Annotated in this window: 11 protein-coding genes and 2 tRNA genes; 4 read left to right on the top strand and 9 right to left on the bottom strand. The window is 47.5% G+C overall.

Annotation, left to right across the window (positions count from 1 at the left end; all coding sequences use genetic code 11):
• Positions 1 to 78 precede the first annotated feature (78 nt).
• A tRNA-Ser gene (locus tag DWZ03_RS10700) sits at positions 79 to 163 on the bottom strand.
• A 554-nt stretch (positions 164 to 717) separates the two neighbouring features.
• Between DWZ03_RS10700 and pflB the strand changes: the two genes are divergently transcribed.
• Entirely contained in the window at positions 718 to 2,946 is a 2,229-nt protein-coding gene (gene pflB / locus DWZ03_RS10705; protein ID WP_016272712.1) for a formate C-acetyltransferase, read from the top strand.
• A 1-nt stretch (position 2,947) separates the two neighbouring features.
• Positions 2,948 to 3,673 carry a pyruvate formate-lyase-activating protein gene (gene pflA / locus DWZ03_RS10710; RefSeq protein WP_120129931.1) on the top strand — a complete coding sequence of 242 codons (726 nt, stop codon included), beginning with the start codon at positions 2,948 to 2,950 and terminating at the stop codon, positions 3,671 to 3,673.
• A 68-nt stretch (positions 3,674 to 3,741) separates the two neighbouring features.
• Here the strand turns inward: pflA and bglX are convergent, their stop codons facing one another.
• From bglX to DWZ03_RS10730, 4 genes are all read right to left on the bottom strand, one after another.
• Complete coding sequence (gene bglX / locus DWZ03_RS10715) at positions 3,742 to 5,946, bottom strand: beta-glucosidase BglX (protein WP_120129934.1); 2,205 nt, start codon at positions 5,944 to 5,946, stop codon at positions 3,742 to 3,744.
• 30 nt (positions 5,947 to 5,976) lie between these two features.
• On the bottom strand, positions 5,977 to 8,439 hold the full coding sequence (locus tag DWZ03_RS10720; RefSeq protein ID WP_120129937.1) for a beta-glucosidase: 2,463 nt from the start codon (positions 8,437 to 8,439) through the stop codon (positions 5,977 to 5,979).
• 176 nt (positions 8,440 to 8,615) lie between these two features.
• On the bottom strand, positions 8,616 to 9,941 hold the full coding sequence (locus tag DWZ03_RS10725) for a porin family protein (RefSeq protein ID WP_120129940.1): 1,326 nt from the start codon (positions 9,939 to 9,941) through the stop codon (positions 8,616 to 8,618).
• Positions 9,942 to 10,490: an RNA polymerase sigma factor gene (locus tag DWZ03_RS10730; RefSeq protein WP_120129943.1), complete on the bottom strand. Its 549-nt coding sequence runs from the start codon at positions 10,488 to 10,490 to the stop codon at positions 9,942 to 9,944.
• Between the two features lie 181 nt (positions 10,491 to 10,671).
• Between DWZ03_RS10730 and DWZ03_RS10735 the strand changes: the two genes are divergently transcribed.
• Together DWZ03_RS10735 and DWZ03_RS10740 are read left to right on the top strand one after the other, a co-directional pair.
• Entirely contained in the window at positions 10,672 to 11,376 is a 705-nt protein-coding gene (locus tag DWZ03_RS10735) for a NigD-like protein (protein WP_005832500.1), read from the top strand.
• Positions 11,377 to 11,556: 180 nt separating this feature from the next.
• Positions 11,557 to 14,670, top strand: coding sequence for an ATP-binding protein (locus tag DWZ03_RS10740; RefSeq protein WP_016272717.1), 3,114 nt, complete (start codon positions 11,557 to 11,559; stop codon positions 14,668 to 14,670).
• 46 nt (positions 14,671 to 14,716) lie between these two features.
• On the opposite strand, the gene DWZ03_RS10745 is transcribed toward DWZ03_RS10740, so the two are convergent.
• The 4 genes from DWZ03_RS10745 to DWZ03_RS10760 all read right to left on the bottom strand — a co-directional run bounded on the left by DWZ03_RS10745 (position 14,717) and on the right by DWZ03_RS10760 (position 19,609).
• Positions 14,717 to 17,254, bottom strand: a complete 2,538-nt coding sequence (locus DWZ03_RS10745; protein ID WP_120129946.1) for a beta-mannosidase — start codon at positions 17,252 to 17,254, stop codon at positions 14,717 to 14,719.
• A gap of 447 nt (positions 17,255 to 17,701) precedes the next feature.
• Positions 17,702 to 17,789, bottom strand: a tRNA-Ser gene (locus tag DWZ03_RS10750).
• 127 nt (positions 17,790 to 17,916) lie between these two features.
• The gene (locus DWZ03_RS10755; RefSeq protein WP_005831677.1) at positions 17,917 to 18,873 is read right to left on the bottom strand and encodes an ABC transporter permease; all 957 of its coding nucleotides are present in this window, start codon (positions 18,871 to 18,873) and stop codon (positions 17,917 to 17,919) included.
• The gene (locus DWZ03_RS10760; protein WP_034522675.1) at positions 18,866 to 19,609 is read right to left on the bottom strand and encodes an ABC transporter ATP-binding protein; all 744 of its coding nucleotides are present in this window, start codon (positions 19,607 to 19,609) and stop codon (positions 18,866 to 18,868) included. The genes DWZ03_RS10755 and DWZ03_RS10760 overlap by 8 nt, the downstream gene beginning before the upstream one ends.

The raw sequence follows: 19,609 nt of genomic DNA on the forward strand, positions 1-19,609 counted from the left end.
CAAAAACACCCAATTTTACATTCTTGGGTGTAATAAAGGGTGTAAATCTCGCAAATGCTTGATTTACACCCTTTATTGCGGAGAGACAGGGATTCGAACCCCGGGTGCCTCGCAGCACAACGGTTTTCAAGACCGCCGCAATCGACCACTCTGCCACCTCTCCAAAACTTCTTTTTCAGAAGTGCTTTTCTTTTAAAGCGGTGCAAAGATACAAATCATTTTTTATTCTACAAACTTTTCTGCACAAAAACAGAGCAATTATACCAAAATTCTTGTTTATACCCACTACGGAACGAACATAACGGCATTTAGGCTATTTGTTGAAATTTATCAAGGGCAAGACAGAGTTTTATAACTTACTGGCTATCAGTATATTTACAAAGAACCACATTCAGTATACGATTGAACCCTATTCAGTATACGACTGAATGGCATTCACTATACGACTGAATTAGGTTCAGAATACGACTGTTCCTTAAACCTACATCATTTGTAAATAATGCAGATTATTATTCGGTTCTTGTTTCAATTCATAAACCACATATAAAGAAAGTATTAACATCTCTACTCCCCCGGACATTCACTACCTAATAATAGTTATTTTATGCTGTTCAACATAAAAAGAGAAGTATCTCTTATAAAATTACGGAATTTATTCAGTATTTTTGTGCGCTCTAAAGGATAACATTATCTAACCTACTAACAAAAACAAATTTTATGGAATTGAACAAAACCTTTACCAATGGGCTTTGGAATAAAGAAATCAATGTCAGTGATTTCGTCAGTAAAAACATCGCACCCTATACCGGGGATGCATCTTTCTTGCAGGGACCTACCGAACGTACCAAACGTATCTGGGACATCTGTCTGAAGGCTCTCGAAGAAGAAAGGAACAACAATGGCGTCCGTTCACTGGACAATACCACCGTATCTACCATCACTTCTCATAAAGCCGGGTATATTGATAAGGACAATGAACTTATTGTCGGTTTGCAGACTGATGAACTGTTGAAACGATCCATCAAACCTTTCGGAGGCATCAACGTGGTAGCAAAAGCATGCCGTGAAAACGGAGTGGAAGTGGACGATAAAGTAAAAGACATCTTCACCCATTACCGCAAAACACATAACGACGGCGTATTCGATGTATATACCGAAGAAATCCGTTCCTTCCGCTCACTGGGATTCCTTACCGGATTGCCCGACAACTATGCCCGCGGACGTATCATCGGCGACTACCGCCGATTGGCTCTCTACGGCATCGACCGTCTGATTGAAGCCAAGCAGGAGGACTTGCGCAACCTCACCGGCCCGATGACCGAAGCACGCATCCGTCTACGCGAAGAAGTGGCGGAACAAATCAAAGCTTTGAAGGACATCAAGGTTATGGGCGAATATTACGGACTCGACCTCAGCCATCCGGCTACATCAGCTCAAGAGGCCGTGCAATGGGTATACATGGCATATCTTGCTGCCATCAAAGAGCAAGACGGTGCTGCCATGTCATTGGGTAACGTATCTTCGTTCCTCGATATATTCATTGAATACGATCTGGCTCACGGAAAAATCAATGAGACGTTTGCGCAAGAACTGATAGACCAGTTCGTCATCAAGCTGCGCATGGTACGCCATCTGCGTATGCAGTCGTACAATGATATCTTTGCCGGTGACCCGACTTGGGTGACCGAAGCCATCGGAGGACGCTTCAATGACGGACGCGTGAAAGTCACCAAGACTTCTTTCCGCTTCTTGCAGACGCTATACAACCTCGGTCCTTCTCCGGAACCAAACTTGACCGTACTGTGGAGTCCCGAACTGCCGGAAGGCTTCAAGGATTTCTGCGCCAAAGTTTCCGTAGATACCAGCTCCATCCAGTACGAAAACGACAACCTAATGCGCGAAGTGCGCAACTGCGACGATTACGGCATTGCCTGCTGTGTATCCTACCAAGCCATCGGCAAGCAAATCCAGTTCTTCGGCGCACGTGCCAACCTTGCCAAGGCCCTGCTGCTTGCCATCAACGGTGGCCGTTGCGAAAACACCGGAACTGTCATGGTGAAAGGTATTCCCGTATTGACCGGCGAGACACTGAAGTTTGAGGAAGTTATGGCCAACTACAAGAAGGTACTGACTGAAATAGCCCGTGTCTACAACGAGGCCATGAATATCATCCACTACATGCATGATAAGTATTATTATGAGAAGGCCCAGATGGCATTCATCGATACCAACCCACGCATCAATCTGGCATACGGTGTTGCCGGCCTTTCCATCGCCATAGACTCACTGTCCGCCATCAAATATGCCAAAGTCACTGCACGCCGCAACGAAATCGGCCTGACCGAAGGTTTCGACACTGAAGGCTCATTCCCCTGCTTCGGCAATAATGACGACCGTGTGGACCACCTGGGAGTAGACCTCGTTTACTATTTCAGCGAAGAACTGAAAAAGCTGCCTGTCTACAAGAATGCCCGTCCCACCCTTTCCTTGCTGACTATCACCTCCAACGTGATGTACGGCAAGAAGACCGGTGCCACTCCGGACGGACGCGCCAAAGGTGTTGCCTTTGCTCCGGGTGCCAACCCAATGCACGGACGTGACAAGAACGGTGCCATCGCTTCCTTGAGCTCCGTAGCCAAATTGCGCTACCGCGACTCGCAGGACGGCATCAGCAATACGTTCTCCATTGTTCCTAAATCACTGGGCCCGACACCGGAAGAACGTGTAGAGAACCTGGTAACCATGATGGACGGCTACTTCACCAAAGGTGCCCACCATTTGAACGTAAACGTACTGAACCGCGAAATGCTGGAAGATGCCATGGAACATCCTGAAAAGTATCCGCAACTCACCATCCGCGTTTCCGGCTATGCCGTGAACTTCGTGAAGTTGAGCCGCGAGCATCAGTTGGAAGTCATCAGCCGTTCATTCCACGAAAGAATGTAATATGATAAATGTACACTCCTACGAAAGTATGGGAACATTCGACGGGCCGGGTCTCCGGCTCGTCGTTTTCCTGCAAGGATGTCCATTCCGTTGTCTGTATTGTGCCAATCCGGATACGATTGATGTAAAAGGAGGCACTCCCACCACTCCGGAAGAGATTCTGCAAATGGCTATCAGCCAAAAGGCATTCTTCGGGAAGAAAGGAGGTATTACTTTCTCCGGCGGTGAGCCTACCCTGCAAGCAGAAGCGCTGATTCCTCTTTTCAAGGAGCTGAAGGCGAACGGCATCCATATCTGTCTGGACAGTAACGGAGGCATCTGGAATGAAAAGGTGGAAGAGCTCTTTAGCCTGACTGACCTCGTGCTGCTGGACATCAAGCAATTCAATCCCGAACGCCACCGTACGCTGACGGGACGAAGCAACGAACAGACACTCCGCACCGCTGCCTGGCTCGAAGAACATGAACACCCCTTCTGGCTGCGCTATGTACTGGTCCCCGGTTACAGCGATTCGGAAGAAGACATCCGCCTGCTGGGTGAAAGTCTCGGCAAATACCGGCAGATACAACGGGTGGAAATACTTCCTTACCACCGTCTGGGTGTTCACAAATACGAAGCCATGGGATGGGATTACAAATTGAAAGAAGTGAAGGAAAATGCTCCGGAACAACTGGAACGGGCAGAAAAACTGTTCAAAGAGTATTTCACGAATGTGATAACCAACTAAAACAGAAAAGCAAGGCTGTCCGGATATGATTCCAGACAGCCTTGCTTTTCATTTATAGGGTAAGAATCCTATTCTTTCAAGTTATAGGTAATCTGCTGTACATCATCACTACTGCCACCCACCATAAAGACGAAATCACCAGGTTCTACCATATAATTCATCTCATTGTCATAGAATCCCAGTGCATCGTCAGTTATCTGAAAAGCTACAGTTTTGCTTTCACCCACATTCAGATGAATTTTCCTGAAGCCCTTCAATTCCTTTATCGGGCGCGTAACAGACGCTACCTTATCCTGCACATACAACTGGACTACTTCCTCTCCTGCACACTTACCGGTATTAGTCACTTTTACCGACACCTCCGTATGGACGCCTGCAGCCTTGCCCGGCAGCAGTTTCAAATCAGAATATCCAAAATCCGTGTACGAAAGCCCATATCCGAAAGGATAGGCAGGCTCAGTGGAAGCATCGATATAAGATGCCTTATAGGTCTGTTTCAATGCGGTAGGGCGGCCGGTGCTCTTATTCTGATAATAAATGGGAATCTGTCCTACGTGTGCAGGAAATGTCATGGGCAATTTAGCCGAAGGATTATACTCTCCCCACAACACATTGCATATGGCATTGCCAGCCTCACTTCCCAGCCACCAAGTACACAGTACCGCATCAGCATGTTCCCTTATCTCATTGAAGATTACCGGACGCCCACACATGACAAGAGCAATGACAGGTTTTCCAGTCTTTGCCAGTTCCGACACCAGCTTCTGCTGCCCCTCGGGTATGGCTATATTCACTTTGGAAGCCTTCTCGCCACTCTGACCGAATCTCTCGCCTACCGCCACAACAATGACATCCGAAGCCTCAGCAGCCTGTAATGCTTCCTGCAATCCGGTCAACTGATTGCTCTTCATATCATAGCCTTCAGCATAGCTCACCTCCAGTCCTTTCCGGACCAATGCATCATATAAGGTCACCACTTTGTTCCGGTCCGTAGTGGCAGCCCAAGCACCTGCCATATCGTACTGGGATTTTGAGAGTCCTCCTATCAAGGCTATCTTCCTCGTCTGTGCCGTCAACGGAAGCACAGATTCCCTATTCTCCAGCAATACAACGGAACGCTCGGCCATACGGAGCGAAGCATTACGGACTTCGGGCGCATTGAGTATTCTGGCCGCTCTTTCCGGATTACAGTAGCGAAAAGGGTCCTCAAACAATCCCAACTCATATTTCTTCTCCAATATACACCGTACTGCATCATCAAGCACACTCTCCTTTACTTTCCCTTCTTGAACAAGCTCCTTCAGATAAGTCAAGTAGCAGGTACTTACCATCTCCATGTCCAGACCAGCATTCAGCGCTTTGGCTGCGGCATCTTTCTTGTCAGCAGCATAACGGTGGTTCACCAATTCCTCTACCGAATTATAATCGGACACAACAAATCCCTTAAATCCCCACTGCTCTCTCAATAGCCGGTTGAGCAAGAAATCATTGGCAGTACAAGGAATATTATTAAAATCATTGAAAGCACTCATCACGGTAGCTGCTCCTACCTTTATGGCCGCCTTATAGGGAGGCATATAAAAATTGGCAAAGTGGCCCATTGACATATCCACACTATTATACTCCTTTCCTGCTATCGGTGCACCATATCCGGCAAAATGTTTCATACATGCCATGACAGTCGTCGTGTCTGCCAAATCGTCTCCTTGCAAGCCTCTGACACGCGCCTCCGCTACCCGAGAACCATAATAAGGGTCCTCACCGGCCCCTTCCATGACGCGTCCCCAACGTGCGTCCCACGAAATATCCACCATCGGGGCAAAAACCCAGTTCAAACCATCGGCGGCACTTTCCAAAGCATTGTAGCGTGCAGCTTCCTCAATCATGGCCAAATCGAAACTTGCAGCCTCGGCAAGCGGAAGCGGAAATCCGGTACGATAGCCGTGGATAACATCCAGTCCGAAAATTAAAGGAATGCGCAAACGCGATTGCAAAGCAAGCTCTTGATAACGGCGTATATCCTTTACTCCTATCACATTCAGCATAGAGCCTATTCTGCCTTGCCGGACATACTCTTCTTTAGGAATATTTCCACCGTCGGGTCCGGTAAAATTCCCTCGGTAGGTGCATTGTGCAAGCTGGCCTATCTTTTCATCCAGCGTCATCTGCTTCATCAAGCTTGAGATGAATTTCTCCTTCTCCGTAGTTTGTGCCGAGGTAAAGGTGTTACCAAGTCCCCACAGACAAACCATCAGTATTATTATCTTTTTCATACTGCCATTCTTGTTTTGATATTTATTTTATCATAAAACAACAGTTGCCTTCAATGGTAAATCAGCTGAAGAAGGACCTGCCAGAATCTCAAAAGTCCCCTTTTCCACTACAAACCGATGTGATTCCACATCATAGTAGGCAAAGGCTTCCTCATCCAGCAATATCCGAACGCGCTTGGTTTCACCCTTCTTCAAGTAAACCTTATCGTAGCCTTTCAACTCCTTCAATGGACGCGGAACAGAACATTCCACATCCCGCACATATACCTGAGCCGCTTCCGCAGCATCCATCTTTCCGGTATTCTTGATGTCAAAGCTTACCGTAACCCGGCTTCCCCCCGTCTTCTCAACACTCAGATTACTATATTCAAAACTACTGTATGACAGTCCATACCCGAAAGGATAAAGCGGCTGCTTTCCGTTCCGGTCATATCCCCTATAACCTACGAAAACACCTTCGGCATACTGCACCCGTTTATGAGGTACATTGCGATTGTCATAATAATTACCATATACCGGATTATCTTCCCATTTTTCCTCGATGCTGACTGGTAGTTTGCCACTTGGCGAAAGCTTGCCCGTAATGATTTCGGCAAGGGCCTTTCCACCCTCCTGCCCCGGATACCATGCCATCAAAATAGCTTGTACACTCTGCCCCCAATTGCGGAAATCTATTTCACCTCCGGCATTCACCACCACAGCCACATTATCATGAAGTGAAGCCACTTTATTAATGAGATATTCCTGCCCGTATGACAATGCAAACGGACGGTCGAACCCTTCACCTTCTGTACTGCTGTTGAACCCGGCACATACAATAACATTCCTGGCATGCTTCAGTGAAGAGGCCAAACGCTCCTCATCCATCATTCCTGCCTGGAAACTGACAGTCGCCTCACCCACATTATCAAAATATTCAATACGCAACCGGTATATCTCCCCTGCACTGACCTGCATAAATGCACTGCGGGTACTGAATGAATGGTTCCCCCAATCTCCGGTAATCAGCTTATCGTTTACAAACAGACGGTATCCGTCATCGCCAGCCAGCTGGAACTTGACAGTTCCATCCTTGTCAGCCTTGTAAACTCCCGTCCAACGGGCAGAAAACTGATCTACCGGCATGCCGTCGAACGGTGCACCGTATTTCCAGGCATGGTCTATGGCAGGCTCTATGGCAGCTTGAAAGAGTTCTCCGGTAAGATTACGAGTATTATAATATTCGCCCTTAAAACCGTTTTGCGTAAAACTGCCATCCGTATAAATCTGTTGGGACATATCCTTATAAAGAATGCTGTCAGACAGCAGCTCTATCTGTCTGCCGCCCTTCAACTGAACCATACCGTCATAGAGTGACACTACCGAATAAGGGGTGACAAATCCGCTTCCTCCTCCTGTGGGAATAATATCGGCATTAGGCCCGATTACCAATGTTCTACCGTTCCGGTAAGGCAACGTACCGTTATCATTTTTCAATAAGACTACTCCTTCTCTCGCCAAGTCAAGTGCAATTTCCTTAGACTGTGCATTGTCTTTATCGATAGATTTATCTTCTCTCGGAGTATCAAGTGCTCCAAAAGCAATCAATGTCTGGAGTATATGCCGGACTTTGGCGTCAATGGTCTCTTCCTTCACGATACCATTCTCTATTGCCGGAATAAGAATTTCCCTGGTCATGAATTTACCGACGGGCATTTCCAAATCCAACCCTCCATTAGCAGCTCCCACACCGGAATATACAGATGTCCAGTCAGACATCAGGATACCTTTAAATCCCCACTGCTTGCGTAATACATCAATGTTCAGCCAGCTGTTTTCGGTGGCATGTACCCCGTTCAGCGGATTATAGCTATCCATAACCGCCCCTACTCCTGCTTCCTGCACAGCTTTTCGGAACGCGGGAAAATAAATTTCCTGCAGCGTGCGTTCATCCACATCTGAGCTGGCATGATGTCTGCTCCACTCCTGGTTATTGGCCGCAAAATGCTTCACCGTAGCCATAACTCCCTCTTCCTGCACTCCCAAGATATATTCTTTAGCAGTTTCGCCCGTCAAATAAGGGTCTTCACCAAAATACTCATAGTTTCGCCCGCATAGAGGAGAGCGGTAGATATTGACTCCAGGCCCCAACAGAATACTTACCCCACGGGCCTTTGCATCCCGGGCCAAACCATGTCCCAGCTCTCTAGCCAACTTACGGTTCCATGTCGAAGCCGACAAGATGCCACAAGGATACAAGGTACTTTGAGTATTGTTACGTATGCCTTGCGGACCATCGGCCATCCTGATTTCGGGTATGCCAAGCCGGGGTACAGCCCGGATATAAAAAGATTTGGGACCGGAAATGTAATCGATTTTTTCTTCCAGCGTCATTTGAGAAACCAACTCCCTGGCACGCTGCTCCACCTGGGGAGTAATACACACTTGTGCTTTTGCCGTGATTGCACAACAAAGCAATAGCCCGCTTAAGGCTACTTTCTTTTTAATCTTCATTTTGTCTATTTTACTACGTGTTTGTTATATTGCCGGGCATGTCCCGACCTACTTTCTTTCTTCTCAATCAATAAAAAACCGTGTCCCTTCATCCACCAACGAAGAAACACGGCCGAAAGTTATTAAGAAAATTCTGAATCTACAAGAAAGTGGACAAAAACATGTCTGTCCTGCTATCAATAAGTAAGACGTATACCGGCCTGCAACGTAAAGTTACACGGGTTCTCCTTGCGTATAGTCTGTATCGACGAACCGTCATCAAAGAAATAAGATACTCCCGGTTCCACATACAGGCCCACCCTATTGCTTATGTTATACTGGGCACCGACAGCACCCATGACAGAAAGCTGTACCGGTTTCACAGTCTCACTCTCAGTACCAATCTTGCCATACACACATTTTTCAATGGCACCCCCCGCCGAAACGTACATCGTAAAGTTCTTTGCATCCACAAAGTTCCAGTTGGCCCGTACCGGAATGCCAATATAATGCAGCTTCTGGCTTATCTTTTCCGAGCTGCCCTCATACCTTACGTCAGAAGCAAGATAGGTATACGTCAGCCCGCTTTCCACAGAGAAACCCTTCGCCAAGTTTTTCCGCACCGAAACACCGAAACTGAGCGGTTGTTTATGGTCTATATCCGCAATTTTCTTTTCGCGTCTTTGCAGATAGGGCATACCATCCTTAAAAACCAGTTCCTGCCCGTCGGGAATAGTAACAATGCCATTGGCCGTAGAGGATAAATCTACGTTACCGCCATAAATAGGACTTCCAGGCATGTAGTCCGACATCACATTCGCTTCCCCTTCATTCGCCAATGAAAAACCTCCCGTATTTCCTACGGACAAGCCAACCGCCCATCCTTTAGCATCCCTACCAGAACTGTTTTTTTCCGGAAGATGCAGTTTGTCCCGGCCTGACGGACGATAGCGGTCTTCCCTTGTCTCCGGTTCCTCGGCCTGCATTGTAGTTTCATGGTCCGTATCTTCCACTACCGGTTCTTCCGCCTGCTGTCCAATACCGACAACCTCATCTGCAGTTTCAACCGGCAGCATTTCCTCCTGCTGTTCTTCGCCAACCGATATTCTGATATGTTGTGCAACCAAAGGGCGACTTGCCTCCCTATTGGGTGCCGATGCATTTCCATGTGCCCGATAGGCAGGCTCTATGGAATTAGTCCGTACGGCAGGTACCGTCTGTTCCGGCAAGACGTCCGGAGCCACAGCCAAAGCAGGCACTGACGTATGCCGCATTTCATTCCCTACCGGACTCTGCAACAGCCACAGACTGACGGACGAAACCGCCACCAGCAACACAGCTGCCGCGGCCACCGCCCAGCGACGGAAAGGTATCATCCTATGCGGTCCGGTTATCGGAGCTCCGGAAACGGACAATTCCTTCTCCAACCGCTCCCATCCGGCAACCGGCAGCGGTTCGGAATAGTCTTCCAGCTTGTCCTTTATCTTTTTCAACCACAATTCATCTTCCATACGTTCCTTCATTTAATCATTTCTTTTCATCCACTCACGTACTTTTGCCGCTAAAGTCGCTTTAGCACGCGTCAACTGCGAGGCAGAGGATTTTTCATTAATTCCCAATAGTCGAGCAATCTCCTTATGGGATTTCTCTTCAAAAATATATAAGTTGAATACGGTACGATAGCCGGCAGGCAATTCACTGATAAACTGCATCAGTACTTTTTGAGGAATGACATCTATTGACGAACCTTCCGGTTCCTCATAAGCTTCGGGTGCATTCTCCAAGGCCGATAACTGATTCATCACATCATTTTTCCGCAAATACTGCAACACCGTATTCACCATTACGCGTTCCATCCATGCCCGCAGAGAACCCTCTCCCCGCCAAGTGAACTTATCGAAAGAATCAAAAAGCTTCAGAAAACCGTCATGCATCAGGTCTTGGGCAGTCTCCCGGTCACCTGCATAACGGAGGCATACGCTGAGCATGCGTCCCGCATAGCGCTCATACAGTTCTTTGCGGGCAAGATTGTCTCCTTGCCTACAGCGTTCTGCCAATTCCTGTTCTTCCATTCTCTCTTTTAACACGTGTTTACCCTATAAATGCAATCGGCGCAAAAATACTGCATCAGGCAGAGAAGAAAATCATACTTTCATTTCTTTAACAGTATACTACGCAGTATTTAGCTTTTCACCGCATTTTCTGAATACAAAAATAAGTTTTAAACAGAAAAAGAGCTAAAACCTACCACTTATGAAGAAACTGAGAATGACATTGGCAGCATCCATGCTTTTATTCCTGACTGCCATTGTATTGCAATCATGCCTGGACGATTGGGATGACAAATATGACACTTTGTTCGCCGTAGGTACGGTAAAGGTCATCGAAGGAAAAGACTACTATTTCTCACTGGACGAAGGCAGTAAACTATATCCCAGTGACACAACCTATGTTCACGACTATGCCGTAATAGACGGCCAGAGGGCTTTCATCTACTTCCGCGAACTGGAAGAGAAACTTCCAGGCTACGAATATAATGCCCAAATAAAGCACATCGAAAACATTCTGACCAAAGACATCTACTCCATGCCTGCCGAAAAGGCAGACAGTATCGGAGACGACAACATCAACGCCACGGATTTATGGATTACGGGCGAGTATCTGAACATCAAATATCAATTCTACCACAGCAACAACGAAGATAAGAAGCACATGCTGAACCTGGTCATCAATGAAGCATCCACCGGCGAAAACGACAAACCGGATTACGTCAATCTCGAATTCCGCCACAATGCCTACAATGACAGCCAGCTCACGCTGGGCACCGGACTGGCCTCCTTCAAGCTGGACAATATAGCGGAACAACTGAAAGAGAAAAAAGGGCTGAACATCCGTGTCAAAAGTCTATATGACGGTGAACGGTTCATGACCATAGACATTAAAAAAGAAAACAACTAAATCTCCTGAAAACACATCTTTCAACATCTCAATGAGAAGCGGAGTGACATTTCAATATGTTGCTCCGCTTTATTTTTCCATATCCCGCTTAAATTCATCTTTTTCTTTGTCTATCCACCGGGAAACCCCTACATTTGTAAGAATTTTCACAATAGCAAACATTAAAACGGTCCAAAGGATATGAAATACATACTGGGAACAGTAATTGCAATACTCTGCTCGTTCACCTGCACAGACACCCTATATGGAAAATCTCCCGCAACAGACGTCGACGATATTCTGATAATCAACACTTATACAGAAGCCAATCCCTGGAGTAATGATTTCATCACCTCCATTGTGAACATGGCATCACAGAACAGCCACATCGGAGTATACACCGCACACATGAAAATGCTGACACTTGACGAGGAAAATAAACTGGAGACATTCAAAGAGAGCTTGTTCAAGAGTTACAAGAACCCTAAACTTATCGTGCTTATCGGATGCGGAAGTTTCATCATGTGCGATGAACTGAACCGGCAGTGGCCCGATATCCCCATGATATTATGTGGTGAGAGGGATTATACCGGTCCTAAGGAAACAATGATACGCGAGCACGCCCTGCCCCGCACAGAGCGTATTCCCATCAGTGACCTACAGAAGAAGTACAATCTGACCTTAATGCAATCCAGTGTATACCTGAACGAGAACCTGCAACTCATGAAGCAACTCATCCCCAAAATGGATAAGGTCATGTATATAGGGGATGAAACATACATCTGCCAGCAGAACGACTATGACTTGTCCGAGATTATCCGTGAAAAGTATCCGGAGTTGGATTACCAGTTCCTTAGTGCGAAAGACATCCGAACGGACAGCCTTTTCAATATACTGAACCACGTGAATCCCCATACTACCGGAGTCATCTTTTCATCCTGGCTGTACAAGAGCTCTCCCCATGACAATATCATGAGGAGTAATTCCCACCGGGTCATCTCTACCGCCCCCATCCCTTTGTTTTCGCTAAGGGCCATCGGTATTGAAGAAGAAGGGGGGATTGTAGGCGGCTACATTTACAACAAAGAGAAATATAATGCCCGGCTACTAGAAACCATCCACAAGATATTGGATGGTACCCCGGCACGCAACATCCCGTTATACTATCCCGACGACGGAGCCCCCGTATTCAACTATAAATCCCTTCTGCAGCGTGACCTGAATCCGAAGCTATGCCCCAAGGGTACCATATTCTACAACATGCCTCCCACCTTCTGGGAGAAGTACGAATATGTCATTATCAGTATCACTGCCGCAATCATAACTCTGCTGTTCTTTTTCCAATATCTCCGCCTACAGTCACTGAGTAGAATCAAAAGATTACAACAGCAACAACTGGACAGCAATCTCAAATACCGAAATCTGATAAACAACATGCCCATCCTATACATGTATGAGAAACTTATAAAAGATGAAAAAGGGCGCATTACTGACACCTTATATATAGATGTCAACAATTTCTTCGAAGACAGATTTATCATGCGCAAAGAGGCTGTCGGCAAGCGGGGAAGCGAATTATTTCCCGAATCCATGAACGAGTTCCTCCATTTCATGAATATTGCATTGAAGGAGAAACGTTCCGTAACTTTCCCCTATTATTACAAGAAGATAGACACTTTCTACGACATTGTAGTCAAGGCAAGCGACAATGGCGAATACATGCACGTCTTCTGCGTTGACAGCACCGAGTTGCACCACACCCAAATACAGTTGAGGTCGACAAACCGGAAACTTTCCATGGCACTCGACGTTGCCAACATCGTACCATGGAAATGGAACCTCCGGACACACACCATACTCTGCGATGTCAACAAGCCGATAGAGCTCAGCAATAATGCCGGTATCATGGACGATGAACAGCTGTCCGTACCCGACAGCCAGTATTTCTCCAAAATACACAAGGAAGACCTGGAAAAAGTGAAACAAGCCTATACAGACCTGATTGAGGGACGTATCCAGAAAGTCAAGGAGGAATACCGCGTCATCAATCATGCCGACGGACACAAACACTTCGACTGGGTGGAGGCCCAGGCCGCCGTAGAAACCTACGACGAGAACAATAAGCCGCTGACCCTGGTGGGCTCTTCGCTGGTTATCACCGAACGGAAAAAGATGGAGACGGAACTGGTTTCCGCCAAGAACCGTGCGGAAGAGTCGAATAAACTGAAATCCGCATTCCTCGCCAACATGAGCCATGAAATCCGTACGCCGCTCAATGCCATTGTGGGATTCTCCGGAATATTGGCTTCCACCGAAGAGGAGGAAGAAAAACAAGAATACGTCAGCATCATTGAGAACAACAATACTTTGCTGCTGCAACTCATCAGTGACATTCTGGACTTGTCAAAGATAGAAGCAGGCACAATGGAATTCATTGATACGGATTTTGAATTGAACAAAGTGATGAGAGAGCTGGAAAGTTCGCTCTGCCTGAAGCTATCGCCCGAAAAGAATGTCACCCTCTCCTTTGAGCCCGGACTGCCCGAATGCCACATTCATTCCGAGCGTAACCGCTTGTCTCAACTCGTCATCAATCTGGTGACCAATGCCATCAAGTTTACCCAAGAAGGCAGTATCCGTTTTGGCTACAAGCTGCAAGACGACAAGATGCTTTATTTCTACGTATCCGATACGGGATGCGGTATCCCCGAAGACAAACAAGAGAGCATATTCGGCCGCTTTGTCAAGCTCAACAATTTTGCCCAAGGCACCGGACTGGGATTATCCATCTGCCAGATGTTGGTACAGCACATGGGAGGCAATATCGGACTGACTTCCAAGCCCGGCGAAGGCTCTACCTTCTGGTTCACCCTCCCCTATGTGCCGGCAAGCCGCATCCGGCAGGCAGAAAGCAAGACCGAACCTATAAAAGTAAAAAAGCAGAAAATCACCGTCTTGGTTGCCGAAGACCATGACAGCAACTTCCGGTTGATTGAGTCCATCCTACGAAAAGACTACAATCTGATACATGCGTGGAATGGTCAGGAAGCCGTGAATATGTTCAGGGAATACGACCCGCAGCTTATTTTGATGGACATCAACATGCCGGTGATGAATGGTTACGAAGCGACCAGGGAAATACGCAAATACTCTACACAAGTCCCCATCATAGCCGTCACCGCCTTTGCCTATGCTTCTGATGAACAGCAGGTCATGGAAAACGGCTTCGACGCATATATGGCTAAACCTATCAATGCCAATCAGCTGAGGACACAAATATCAGCTATACTGAAGCAGCATATTATCTTTATGTAAAAAACATCCGGACGGAAGAAGCATGCCAACGTCCGGATGGCGAGTATCAGAATTCATTGTTCAGGCAAGTCAGCCTCAACGAACCGTTGAACGCTTCGGCAGACAATCGCGTCCTGACCTGCACCTGCACGCTGCCCTTCGGCTGGACATCAAAATAATTGTCGCTATACACACTTTCATTGTCGGCAACGGACAAGCATACGGCACGGGCAAACTTGTCTGCCGAAACCATCACTTCATATCCACCTTCAATGGAACGGACTTCAGTCTGCAAATCCACCTTCGGATAATCCATATCCTTCTGCTTGCCCAGACAGTAGTTGTTATGGTACACCCTGCCCGATTTGTCCGTATAGTCTACGCGGACATATACCGTTCCTCTATCTGCCCCCTCCAGCAACTTGGCAAGCGGTGCGGAAAAACAGACACGGCTGTCATTACCGGAGATGCCGACAGACTTGCCCCAGTGATGAACCACGGTTCCGTCGAACTGGCAGACCTGAAGCTGCAGCCGGCCGGAAGTATTCTCCAAGCGGTCGGACACTGCATATACTATCAAATCATCCCCCTCCACTACCGAAGAAATCAGGATGTCATCATAGGCCTTGCGAACATAATAGTGCTGCGCCTTCCAGCGTCCGTAATAGTCACGGCTCGCCCAGGAAGCTACGGGCCAACAGTCGTTGTGCTGCCAGAAAAGCGTCCCCATATTATACGGCATCTGGCGGCGGTGCGACTCGATGGCCGTCTTGATGGCATCTCCCTGCAGCACATGGTTCATATAAAGGAATGCCCGGAAATCACGCGGTTTTTTATATTCATTCAACAGGTAAGTCTCAATCAGCCCGTTGGCATGGTCGCCACCACGCTGATGGGACATCATCACCTCGGAACGTATATCCCAGTCTTCGGGGTAAGGAGCATAGCGCTTGACGGACTCGAACTCAGGAAAAGACTGAAAACCGTACTCGCTGAAAAAGCGGGATTTCTCGCTGTCATAATCAGAAATGGGTGCTTTACCATGCCAGACACTCCAATAGTGACGGTCCCCGTCAGTAGTACCGGACATCTCTCCCTCGAATGCGAACGGAGAAGAAGGCCAATAGAAGGTTCCGGGTGCATACTCCCTGACCACCCCGGGTAAGGTGACATGATACTGCTGCCGGTACTGTGCCCAAATCTTGTCGGCATATTCCTTGTTCTGCCGTTCTATCTCGCACTTCCAGCCCCAGCCCAGCCAGGCATCCTGGCATTCATTATTTCCACACCACAAAGCAATGCAGGCATGATTGCGCAAACGTTTCACATTGTCCACCGCCTCCTGGTGGATATTATTGAGTAGGGCGCCTTCTGCCGGATACATGCTGCAGGCAAACATGAAGTCCTGCCAAATCATGATTCCATACTCATCACACAAATCATAGAAGACATCGTTCTCATAGATACCTCCACCCCAGACGCGCAACATATTCATGTTTACACCGGCGGCATCGAGAATCGTCCTTTTATAATTCTCGGGAGTGACGCGCGGCAGGAAGTTATCCGAAGGGATGTAATTGGCTCCTTTGGCAAAAACCGGACGCCCGTTCAGCTCTATATAGAAAGTATGCCCGTCCTTATCCGGCTGATGCACCACCTTCAAAGAGCGTATGCCCACCCTTTCGGTTTTAGAGTCCAACAATTCCCCACCTGCAATGATATCCGTACGGAAACGATAAAGGAAAGGCTCCCCCAGTCCATTACTCCACCACAGCTTCGGCTTGTGAAGGACAAAATCAACGGTCACCCGATTGGTGCCTCGCTTCAAATCCGCTTGCCACTCGCCAAGCACTCTTCCAGTAACCTCATCCGTTATCGTGACCAACACTCCATTCATATCCTTATCGGCATCCAGCTCCACATGTCCGGCAATCACGGCCCTGCCTGCACCGACTTCCTTCTGCTCGATAAACACATCGTTGATTCTCAAATCGCTCCAAGCCCTGATATACACCGGACGCCAGATGCCGGAGGTAACCAGACGTGGGCCCCAGTCCCAGCCATAATGATAACCCGCCTTACGGGCAAAAATGCTTATCTTCTTGTTGAACAAGCCCCCGTTTTCAGACTGGTCATTGGATGCCGGATACTGGTAGGGAAGTGCATCCCATTTGGGGACGTCTATCTTTACCGGCGAATGGAAGTACACCTTCAGTATATTATTCTCCTCCCTGATGTACTGCCTAACGGGGATAGACCAGCGGCGAAACATATTGTCCGCTTTCAGTATACATTCATCATTCAAATAAACGTCAGCGTAAGTATCCAGCCCCTCGAACACAAGCTCCATATTCTCTTTCCGCATCATGCCGGCAGCAAGAGTAAAGCAAGTTTCATAAACCCAGTCTTCCTTGTCAATCCATTGTAATCCCCGTTCGTTCAACCGGAAAAACGGGTCTTCAATAATCTTGTTCTGCAGTAAGTCCGTGTGGACTACTCCCGGAACTGTAGCCGGATACCAATTGGTCAGTCTCGCCTGCCGGAATTTCCAGCCTTCATGAAGGTTCTTTACCACTGTTTTTAGTTTCATACGAGTGTGTTTCATAGCTTTCTTTGACTACTCTAAATTACGGATAGACAAAAATACGACATTCAAAGGATACTTTATAATATCTTCTTAACGAAACATGATACAATCCCGTACACACCTACCGGGTCAGCGTCGCTGCACATCTGCTGCAGTGTGACTGCAAACGTGTTGCAGCGCTACTGCATATATGCTGCAGTGACACTGCATATGTGTTGCAGCGCCACTGCAAAGCTGAATGCAGTAGCACTGCAAAAAGCATGCACTTGCTTTGCAGTGGCAATGCATTATCCCATCGCCTTATTATGAAAGGAGATGTCATCCAGCTTTCATTATCTATAATTAATTTACAAAGACATAGTTTCCAAGTCTTTCAAAGCAAACGGAGTACAAGCAAAAAAGGTCTACAAATCATAGATTTGTAGACCTTTACCCGCTAGTTTTCCATCTTATTCAGAACTGTTGCGGAGAGAGGGGGATTCGAACCCCCGATACCCTTTAGGGGTATACACGCTTTCCAGGCGTGCCTCTTCAACCACTCGAGCACCTCTCCTTGTTCGGGGCGCAAAAGTAAGGGAAGTTTTTGGAATTACCAAATGTTCGGGCAAATAATATTAAAAGTCCGTTCAAGCAACCAATGCCGGAACGGACTTTCAACACTCAATAAAACATACTTATCATTACCGTGATCTGACTTCCCGTCTCATAAATATGACATACGAAAGAGCAAAACAGATGACAGTAGCTGCAATCAGTCCGGTGAGCTGCGGCCACACCACCAAAAGACTCTGTCCCAATGGCAGCGGACTGGGAATGGCCCCCTGAACCTGCTCCATAGTAAGCGGCCCCAAACTTCTGACGGAAGGCATCAGCAGCGTTGTGGTCGCCTCATTGAACAGTTCGCTAGGTGCCAGACGCATCAGACCGAGAATAAATTTCTGGTAACTGACTATCTGATAAGGAGATGCCAGCTGCGAAGGGCTCAATGCCTTGGCAACCAGATTGACAATCATCGTATAGAACACGCTGAAAAACAACCATACCGCCACCGAAGCCAATGCCGAGGTGGCCGCCTGACGGAAGCAAAGCGAAAACAGAATGGCCAGATTCAGCCAGAATGCCACATAGAACACACTGATTATGAGAAAGAATACAATCCTCCAAAATTCTTCTGCTGTGGGAGGAATGCCTATCGCTATCAACCCGCAGCCCATTACGAGGAATCCCAGTACAAACAGCATGATACCTATCACAATCAATGCAGCCACGAACTTGGCATTGATAATGCAATCACGATGAACAGGCTGTGACAGCATACGGCTCAACGTCCCCTTGTTCTGTTCCGAATTTATAGCATCGAATCCCAGCGCAATCCCCAACAACGGCCCCAGAAAGTTGATAAACTGCACAAAAGAAGGCAATGTGCCATCCGAGGCTGTGAATAACTTCAAGAAAAGGAACGAACCGTCCGGGTCATTGGGCTTAATGGCGGCACCTATGTTGGTAAGCGAGGTATAGAGTGAGCCCATGCACGTAAGCAAAATGATTCCCATCAAGATAATGAACCGCCAACTTTTCACATGGTCGGATATTTCCTTGTTGACGACTACCCGAAAAGGATAATTGACTTTATTCATGCCTTTCTCCTCCTTCCTCCATATAATGGTTATAAATATCAGACAATTCCTGATGCTTGTCCTTCAAATCAGACATATCAATCAAGGTGACCAGCTTCCCACTGTTGAACAGTCCCACGCGGTCGCAAACTTTCTGCACCTGGTCCAGGTGGTGGGAAGAGAACAAGACGGTCAGTCCCTCCTTCCGGCTCAACTGCCTAATGAGCTCGATGAACTCCTGAACACCGGCAGGGTCTATTCCCGAAGTAGGTTCATCCAGGATTATAATTTCCGGATTTTTGATAAGCACGTCTGCCAGCCCCAATCGCTGGCGCATACCGCGCGAATATTTCCCGGTCTTCTTTTTCATCTGTCCGGCAAGCCCCACATGCTCCATCAGCTCCAGCGCCCTGACTTTCGCTTCGGCATCCGAAATGCCATTGAGACGCGCAGTATATATAAGGTTTTCCGGACCGGTCATGTCATCATAAAACCCCACATCTTCGGGCAGATAGCCTATTTTCCGCTTTACCTCGATAGGATGCCTGGTAGAGTCGATACCGCAAATCTCCACAGAGCCGGAAGTGGGTTCCGTCAGTCCCAGCATCATCAGGATGGTAGTTGACTTGCCGGCGCCGTTTGGCCCCAATAATCCGAAAATCTCTCCTTTACGGATAGTCAAGCAAATGCGGTCTACGGCAGTGAAGCGCCCATACTGCTTGGTCAAGTCTGTCAATGCAATCACTCGCTCGTCCAT

The organism is Bacteroides sp. AF29-11 (assembly GCF_003602895.1).
In the GTDB taxonomy this organism is placed as follows: Bacteria; Bacteroidota; Bacteroidia; order Bacteroidales; family Bacteroidaceae; genus Bacteroides; species Bacteroides uniformis.